This is a genomic window from Streptomyces niveiscabiei, assembly GCF_001419795.1.
Classification (GTDB): domain Bacteria; phylum Actinomycetota; class Actinomycetes; order Streptomycetales; family Streptomycetaceae; genus Streptomyces; species Streptomyces niveiscabiei.
The window spans coordinates 1-8101 of sequence record NZ_LIRL01000576.1 but is presented as its reverse complement, the minus strand read 5'-3'; the positions used below and the strand labels follow the sequence as shown (position 1 = coordinate 8101).

Below are 8101 nucleotides of genomic sequence, written 5' to 3'. Positions count from 1 at the left end.
CGGCGGCGGGCTTGGGGGCGCGGGCGGGGCAGCAGCCGACCGGGCAGAGGTCCGCGGTCGCGCCGAGGGCGCCCAGCACGCAGGGGGTGACCTCGCGGCCGGACTCCGTGGCCGCGCGCTCCAGGACGAGGTCGCGGACGGCGGCGGCGAAGCGCGGGTCCGCGCCGACCGTGGCCGAGCGGCGCATGGGCAGGCCCAGCTCCTCCGCCTTGGCCTTGGCCTCGGTGTCGAGGTCGTAGAGGACCTCCATGTGGTCGGAGACGAACCCGATGGGGGCGATGACCACCGCGGGGGCGCCCGCCTCGTGCAGTTCTTCGAGGTGGTCGCAGATGTCGGGCTCCAGCCACGGGATGTGCGGGGCGCCGGAGCGGGACTGGTAGACGAGCTGCCAGGGGTGGTCGACGCCGGTGCGCTCGCGCACGGCGTCGGCGATCAGCCGGGCCGTCTCCAGGTGCTGTGCGACGTACGCGCCGCCGTCGCCGTGGGACTCGACGGGGCCGGAGGTGTCGGCGGAGGCGGTGGGGATGGAGTGCGTCGAGAAGGCGATGCGGGCGCCGCCCCTGACGTCCTCGGGGAGGCCGGCGAGGGACTCCACGATGCCGTCGACCATGGGCTCCAGGAAGCCCGGGTGGTTGAAGTAGTGGCGCAGTTTGTCGACCTTCGGCAGGTCGAGGCCCTCGGCCTGAAGGGCGGCGAGCGAGTCGGCGAGGTTCTCGCGGTACTGGCGGCAGCCCGAGTACGAGGCGTACGCGCTGGTGGCGAGGACGAGGATGCGGCGGTGCCCGTCGGCGACCATCTCGCGCAGGGTGTCCGTCAGGTACGGGGCCCAGTTGCGGTTGCCCCAGTAGACCGGCAGATCGAGGCCGTGCTCGGCGAAGTCCTTGCGCAGGGCGTCCAGCAGGGCGCGGTTCTGGTCGTTGATCGGGCTGACCCCGCCGAAGAGGAAGTAGTGCTGCCCGACTTCCTTGAGGCGTTCGGTGGGGATGCCGCGCCCACGCGTCACGTTCTCCAGGAACGGGACCACGTCGTCCGGACCTTCGGGGCCGCCGAAGGACAGCAGGAGCAGGGCGTCGTAGGGGGTGGCATCGAGCGCGTCTGACATGGGTCGATCCTGCCACCCGGCACTGACAACCGGGAAACGGCAGGGTGTCCGGCCGGCCCGTTCACGGCCGGTAAGGGTGATGCGTACGGGTGACCCGCCCCGTAAGCTGTACAGGCCGCGTTGGCACCTTACGACGCTCCGTGCCGCAGAGCCCCACCACCCGCACCACGCCGAGCCGCCGGCCGCGTGCGGCCACCCCGTACGACCGGAGACCGCCTTGGCCAGCCCTTATCGCGCCCTGTTCGCCGCGCCCGGCACGAAGGGCTTCGCCGCCGCGGGGTTCGTCGGGCGGATGCCGCTGTCGATGATGGGCATCGGCGTGGTCACGATGATCTCCCAGCTCACCGGCCGCTACGGCCTCGCGGGCGCGCTGTCGGCGACGATCGCGCTGGCCGCCGCGCTGGTCGGGCCGCAGATCTCCCGGCTGGTGGACCAGCACGGCCAGCGCCGGGTGCTGCGCCCGGCGACGCTGGTCGCGCTGGCCGCGGCGGCGGGGATGCTGGTGGCGGCGCACTGGTCGTGGCCGGACTGGTCGCTGTTCGTGTTCGCGGCGGGCATCGGGTCGGTGCCGAGCCTCGGGGCGATGGTCCGCGCGCGGTGGGCCGCCCTGTACCGGGGGACGCCGCAGCTGCACACCGCGCACTCGTTCGAGTCGGTGGTCGACGAGGTGTGCTTCATCTTCGGGCCGATCATCTCCATCGGGCTGTCCACCGCCTGGTTCCCGGAGGCGGGGCCGCTGCTGGCGGCGTGCTTCCTCGCGGTGGGCGTCTTCTGGCTGACCGCCCAGCGGTCCACCGAGCCGAAACCGCACCCCCGCGCGCGTACGGGCGGCGGTTCCGCGCTGCGCTCGCGGGGGCTCCAGGTGCTGGTGGCCACGTTCGTGGCGACGGGGGCGATCTTCGGGGCGGTGGACGTGGTGACCGTCGCGTTCGCGGACGAGCGGGGCCACAAGGCCGCCGCGAGCCTGATCCTCGCGGTCTACGCGGCCGGATCCTGCCTGGCGGGAATCGTCTTCGGTCTGCTGCGCTTCTCGGGGGCTCCGCAGCGGCGCTGGCTGCTGGGCGTGCTGGCGATGGCCGTGAGTATGATCCCCCTCCTACTGGTCGGAAACTTGCCGTTTCTGGCCGTGGCGCTCTTCGTCGCGGGCCTGTCCATCGCTCCCACGATGATCACGACGATGTCCCTCATCGAAGAGCACGTACCACGCGCGCAGCTCACCGAGGGCATGACCTGGATCAGCACCGGGCTCGCGGTCGGAGTCGCGCTCGGCTCCTCGGTGGCCGGCTGGGTGATCGACGCGGCCGGTGCGCGCGCGGGGTACGGGGTTCCGGCGGTGTCCGGGGCCGTCGCGGTCGTGGTCGGTTTCCTGGGGTACCGCCGGCTCAGCAGGCCGGCTACGGGTCGGGGAGGCACCGTTGAGCAGCACAGCGAGCGGGAAGAGCGGCACGTGGCATAACTGGGGAGGGAACGTCGTCGCCCGTCCCGCGCGGGAGGTGGAGCCCGCCTCCGTGGAGGAGCTGACCGCCGCCGTGCGGCAGGCCGCCGAGGACGGCCTGAAGGTGAAGGCCGTCGGTACGGGGCACTCCTTCACGTCGATCGCCGCGACCGACGGTGTGTTGATCCGCCCTCAACTGTTGACCGGTATCCGCACCATTGATCGCGACACCATGACCGTCACGGTGGAGGCGGGTACTCCGCTCAAGAGACTCAACATGGCTCTCGCGCGCGAGGGCCTGTCGCTCACCAACATGGGCGACATCATGGAGCAGACCGTCTCCGGCGCCGCCTCCACCGGCACGCACGGCACGGGCCGGGAGTCCGCCTCGATCGCCGCGCAGATCAAGGGACTTGAGCTGGTGACGGCGGACGGCTCCGTCCTCACCTGCTCCGAGAAGGAGAATCCCGAGGTCTTCGCCGCCGCCCGGATCGGCCTGGGCGCGCTGGGGATCGTCACCGCGATCACGTTCGCCGTGGAGCCGCTCTTCCTGCTCACCGCGCGCGAGGAGCCGATGCCGTTCGAGCGGGTCCTCGCCGAGTTCGACGACCTGTGGGCCGAGAACGAGCACTTCGAGTTCTACTGGTTCCCGCACACCGGCAGCACCAACACCAAGCGCAACAACCGCAGCGCGGGCCCGCGCCGGCCGGTGAGCCGGGTCAAGGGCTGGGTCGAGGACGAACTGCTGTCCAACGGCGTCTTCCAGGCCGCCCAGTGGGTCGGCAGGGCGGTGCCCGCGACGGTCCCCACGATCGCCCAGGTCTCCAGCAAGGCGCTCTCCGCGCGCACGTACACCGACATCCCGTTCAAGGTGTTCACCTCGCCGCGCCGGGTGCGGTTCGTGGAGATGGAGTACGCCGTCCCGCGCGCGGTCGTCACCGAGGTGCTGCGCGAGCTGCGGACGGCCGTGGAGCGCTCGGGGCTGCGGGTCAGCTTCCCCGTCGAGGTGCGCACCGCGCCGGCCGACGACATCACGCTGTCCACGGCGTCCGGCCGCGACAGCGCGTACGTCGCCGTCCACATGGTCCGGGGGACGGCCTACCAGGCGTACTTCACGATCGCCGAGCGCATCTTCACGGCGCACGAGGGGCGCCCGCACTGGGGGAAGGTGCACACCCGGGACGCGGAGTACTTCTCGCGCGTGTACCCGCGGTTCGGCGAGTTCACCGCGCTGCGGGATCGGCTGGATCCTGACCGGCTGTTCCAGAACGACTATCTGCGGCGGGTGCTGGGGCAGTAGCGGACGGGCTCGGCGCGGGGGTCGCCCCGTCGGCGTCCGGGGCCGGCGAGGGGGTCGCGCTCGGGGTCGGGTCCCGGGCGCCCGAGGGCTTCTCCGGGGACGGCGAAGGGGCCTGCGCGCCGCCGTCGGCTGCGCCGGAGGAGCCGGGTGACGGCGTGTTCCCGGAGTCTGGCGAGGGGTCCGTGGAGTGCGAGGGGCTCGTGGAGTCCGCGGGGTCACCGGAGTTCCCGGCCGACGAACCGTGGCCCGAGACCGCGTCGCTGACGGTCGTTCCCCCGCCGCCGCTGAACGTGCTGCCGGACGCCAGCTCGTAGGCGGTGATCCCGGTCATGGTGACACCGAAGACGAGGACGGCCGCGAGGACGGGGCGCCGCAGGCCTCGCCCCCGCGCGCGGTGCACCGTTCCCGCCGAGTACTCGCCCGGCGCGGGGGCCGGGGCCGGTTCGGGGGAGCCGGCCGTCGTGGTCGCCTCGCGCAGTTGCTCGCCGGTGCGCTTGAAGAAGTGCTGGAAGAGCGAGCCGCCGCAGGTGGCGATCACGCTGACGACACCGGCCCCGAGGATCGTGCCGTACACGCCGAAGGACGAGGCAAGTTTCGCGGCGAGCACCGCGGCCAATGCGCTTCCGGCGACCTGCGGAACACTGAGATCGGGCCTTTCACGCATGCCGGGACCGAACCTTCCTTTCCCCTACTTGATCAACAGTTGATCGACTATCCATGCAAGAAGGTGACGTCAGGACGTAACCGAAAGTTCCGATTCCGGATGATCCGTGAACTACGCCACGTTCAAGATCCCGAAAACAGGGGAATCCGCGGCCAAGTCGCACCTCTTGCGAGAAGTTGAGGGGCGCGGCAATCCACGCACGTGGCCCAAATGGAGTACTGTTGCGAGCCCTGGGCCCGGCCTCCCTACAGGGTGTCCGGGGCCTTGCTGGACCGCCAGGAGGGGAACCAGTTGCACAGGGTGACGGGGTCAGTCACTTAGCGTGGCGAATCGGTAACCGTGCCATAACGGCGATCCAGGGCCCGTGCCCGACACGCCGGGCAACTCGGCAAGGTTGTGGCAGGCTGCACCCGGGCAGGCCACACTCGACTAGCGGAAGCAGCGACGCACGTGACGTCGGCAGGCACCACCCGGGAGGTCCCCATGCCCGAACTGCGGGTCGTGGCCGTCTCGAATGACGGAACACGGCTGGTGCTCAAAGCTGCCGACGCGACGGAGTACACACTCCCCATCGACGAGCGCCTGCGCGCGGCCGTGCGCGGCGACCGGCCCCGGCTCGGTCAGATCGAGATCGAGGTGGAGAGCCACCTCCGCCCCCGCGACATCCAGGCGCGCATACGCGCGGGCGCCACCGCGGAAGAGGTCGCGCAGCTCGCCGGCATCCCCGTCGACCGCGTCCGCCGCTTCGAGGGCCCCGTCCTCGCCGAGCGCGCCTTCATGGCCGAACGCGCCCGCAAGACGCCCGTACGCCGCCCCGGCGAGAACGCCGGTCCCCAGCTCGGCGAGGCCGTCCAGGAGCGGCTGCTGCTGCGCGGCGCCGAGAAGGACACCGTCCAGTGGGACTCCTGGCGCCGCGACGACGGCACCTGGGAGGTCATGCTGGTCTACCGGGTCGCCGGTGAGCACCACTCCGCGAGCTGGACGTACGACCCGCCCCGCAGGCTCGTCCAGGCCGTCGACAACGAGGCGCGGTCCCTGATCGGCGAGTCCGACGACCTCGCCGCTCCGGAGCCCAGCTTTCCGTTCGTGCCGCGTATCGCCCGGCTGCCCCGGGACCGCCCGCTGGACCGGGAGCGCCCCGCGCTGCCCGCGCCGGCGCCCGAACCGGCCGACGAGGCGGTGGCCGAGCGGGACTCGCTGACCAGCCTCCTGGAGGCCGTACCGAGCTTCCGTGGCGACATGGTCGTACCCGAGCGCCCCTCGGAGGACGCCGAGGAGAGCGAGCAGGAGGCCGAGGTCGAGGAGCCCCCGGCACCCGCCGCGTCCGCCGGCTCCGCCTACGCGGACGTCCTCATGCCGCGCTCCGTCGGCAGCCACCGCGACCGCCTCATCGGCGCCACCGACCGCCAGGCCGAGGCCGACGGCGTCCGCCCCGGCCGCCGCGCGGCCGTCCCGAGCTGGGACGAGATCGTCTTCGGGACACGGCGCAAGAAGCAGGAGTAGCGCCCGCGCGCGGGGATGCCTGTGCCGGGCCTCTTCGGGCTGCTCACGCTCGCGCGGGCTGGTAACGCCCGCGCGGGGAGGTCGGCGCGGAAGCACTTGCTCCAGCGGGCCGGGGAGGGTCCCGCTCGCGCGCACAGGTTGCCGGGTCCGCGTCCGTCTCGGGCGGATGCCCGCAGGGAGCAACGGTATCGACGGCGACCAGGGCTCCCGCGCGCGAGCGTCCAGGAGCCGCCGCCGTCCGGGGGTGCCGCGAGCGGGGCCGGTCCGCCGCTGCTGTCGCCTCCGCCCGCGTACGGGGCTGTTCCCCCTCGGCCGACTGCTGTGCTCACCGACCCTTCGGGACCGCGCCCTGCCCTACGCGGCCCCTGTCGGCGTCCTACTGCGGGTCCGGACCCACCGCGACCGGGCGGGACGGGTCGGAGGACCACTCGGACCAGGAACCGACGTACAGGGCCGCCGGGATGCCCGCGATCGCCAGCGCGAGGACCTCGTGCGCCCCCGAGACGCCCGAGCCGCAGTACACGCCGACCTCGGTGCCGTCGGCGGCTCCCAGGCCCCGGAAGCGGTCCTTCAGCTGCTGCGCGGGCAGGAAGCGGCCGTCGGGGCCGACCGTCTCGGTGGTGGGCGCCGAGACCGCGCCCGGGATGTGGCCGCCGACCCGGTCGATGGGCTCGACCTCACCCCGGTACCGCTCCCCCGCGCGCGCGTCGAACAGGACCCCGGAGCGGGCCAGCGCGGCGGCGCCGTCCGCGTCCAGGAGCCCCGTCGCGGCGGGGACCGGCGTGAAGTCGCCTTCCGCGGGCGCGGGCAGGTCGGCCGAGATCTCCCCCTCCCAGGCCGGCAACCCGCCGTCGAGGACCCGCACGTCCGGGTGACCCGTCCAGCTCAGCAGCCACCACGCGCGCGCGGCGGCCCAGCCCTGCCCTCCGTCGTACACGACCACCGGCGTCGACGCGGAGACACCCGCGCGGCGCATCGCGGCGCCGAAGGCGTCGAGGTCGGGCAGCGGATGGCGGCCCGAGGCGCCCGCAGTGCCCGCGAGTTCGCGGTCCAGGTCGACGAAGACGGCACCGGGGACGTGTCCCGTGGCGTACGCGGCATGGCCGTCGAAGGGAGGCTGACCCGCCGTCGGGACGCTGAGCTGCCAGCGGACGTCGAGGACCACGGGCGGGTGGTTTCCGGCCAGTTCGGCCGCCAGCTCGGATGCGGAAATGATGGCGTTCATGGCGCCCATCCTCGCGCACGGGGTGGCCCCGCCGCCCGTGTCCGGTTACTCTGCCCGCCGGACAGCCTCGATCACCAGGTGTACGGGATCGAGCACACCGAGTACAGCCGATCAACAATTGACGGCAATCAATGTGAAACGGGCGCGTCATCACCGCCCGCGCGTGGCGGCGTGCTCCGGGACGCGGGGCCGCGCGGGGGGTGCGAGCATCGGCACGGGGGTTCCAGGGCGCAGCGACACGGCCACCGCGAGGGGCCGAGGAGAGAGTGATGATGACCGAGGCACGGGATCCGGACCGGCGCGGCGAGGCGCACGGCCGGTACACACCCGGTACGCCCTGCTGGGTCAGCCTGATGGTGCACGGGCTGACGGCGACGAAGGAGTTCTACGGCGAGCTGTTCGGCTGGGAGTTCCAGCCCGGGCCGCGCCAACTGGGCGCCTACGCGCGCGCACTGCTCGACGGACGCCACGTCGCCGGCATCGGCCAGCTCCCCGCGGACCGCCATCTGCCGGTCGCCTGGACGCCCTACTTCGCCACCGACGACATCGACCGGGACGCCGAGCGGGTCCGTCTGTGCGGCGGGACCGTCGGCGTGGGCCCCCTCGACGCGGGCGACGCCGGCCGCCTCGCCATCTGCTCCGACCCCGCGGGCGCGGTCTTCGGGCTCTGGCAGGCGGCGGCGCACCTCGGCACAGCCGTGACCGGCGTCCACGGCACCCCCGCCTGGAACGAACTCCTCACGTACGACACGGAGACCGTCACCAAGTTCTACGAGACCCTCTTCGGCTACGACTCCGACCGCACCCCCGACACGGTGACCCTCTTCCTCGACGGCCATCCGGCAGCCGCCCTCCATGCCCTGGGCCCCACC

Annotated in this window: 7 protein-coding genes; 4 read left to right on the top strand and 3 right to left on the bottom strand. The window is 72.8% G+C overall.

Features of this window, described 5'->3' with window-relative positions; all coding sequences use genetic code 11:
- Positions 1–1102: ferrochelatase (locus AOK24_RS26765; protein ID WP_055722625.1), on the bottom strand; the 1102-nt coding region annotated here is incomplete at its 3' end.
- A 217-nt stretch (positions 1103–1319) separates the two neighbouring features.
- On the opposite strand from AOK24_RS26765, the gene AOK24_RS26760 reads away from it, so the two are divergent.
- Together AOK24_RS26760 and AOK24_RS26755 are read left to right on the top strand one after the other, a co-directional pair.
- Positions 1320–2558: an MFS transporter gene (locus tag AOK24_RS26760; protein ID WP_055722624.1), complete on the top strand. Its 1239-nt coding sequence runs from the start codon at positions 1320–1322 to the stop codon at positions 2556–2558.
- Positions 2518–3837 (top strand): D-arabinono-1,4-lactone oxidase, encoded by a 1320-nt coding sequence (locus AOK24_RS26755; protein ID WP_055722623.1) that lies wholly within the window; start codon positions 2518–2520, stop codon positions 3835–3837. Before AOK24_RS26760 ends, AOK24_RS26755 begins: the two co-directional genes overlap by 41 nt.
- On the opposite strand, the gene AOK24_RS26750 is transcribed toward AOK24_RS26755, so the two are convergent.
- Complete coding sequence (locus AOK24_RS26750) at positions 3761–4501, bottom strand: hypothetical protein (RefSeq protein WP_079057001.1); 741 nt, start codon at positions 4499–4501, stop codon at positions 3761–3763. The genes AOK24_RS26755 and AOK24_RS26750 overlap by 77 nt on opposite strands.
- Positions 4502–4984: 483 nt before the next feature.
- Between AOK24_RS26750 and sepH the strand changes: the two genes are divergently transcribed.
- A complete protein-coding gene (gene sepH, locus AOK24_RS26745; RefSeq protein WP_055722621.1) occupies positions 4985–6004 on the top strand; it encodes a septation protein SepH in 1020 nt (339 codons plus the stop codon).
- Between the two features lie 376 nt (positions 6005–6380).
- Here the strand turns inward: sepH and AOK24_RS26740 are convergent, their stop codons facing one another.
- Positions 6381–7229, bottom strand: coding sequence for a sulfurtransferase (locus tag AOK24_RS26740; RefSeq protein ID WP_063799521.1), 849 nt, complete (start codon positions 7227–7229; stop codon positions 6381–6383).
- A 272-nt stretch (positions 7230–7501) separates the two neighbouring features.
- Here AOK24_RS26740 and AOK24_RS26735 point away from each other — a divergent pair.
- Positions 7502–8101, top strand: a 600-nt coding sequence (locus AOK24_RS26735) for a VOC family protein (protein ID WP_055722626.1), incomplete at its 3' end; no start/stop codon positions are given.

Excerpts from the sequence above, each read along its gene's own strand:
- AOK24_RS26750 (WP_079057001.1), bottom strand. The coding sequence starts at position 4,501 with ATGCGTGAAAGGCCCGATCTCAGTGTTCCGCAGGTCGCCGGAAGCGCA.
- AOK24_RS26740 (WP_063799521.1), bottom strand. The coding sequence starts at position 7,229 with ATGAACGCCATCATTTCCGCATCCGAGCTGGCGGCCGAACTGGCCGGA.
- sepH (WP_055722621.1), top strand. The coding sequence starts at position 4,985 with ATGCCCGAACTGCGGGTCGTGGCCGTCTCGAATGACGGAACACGGCTG.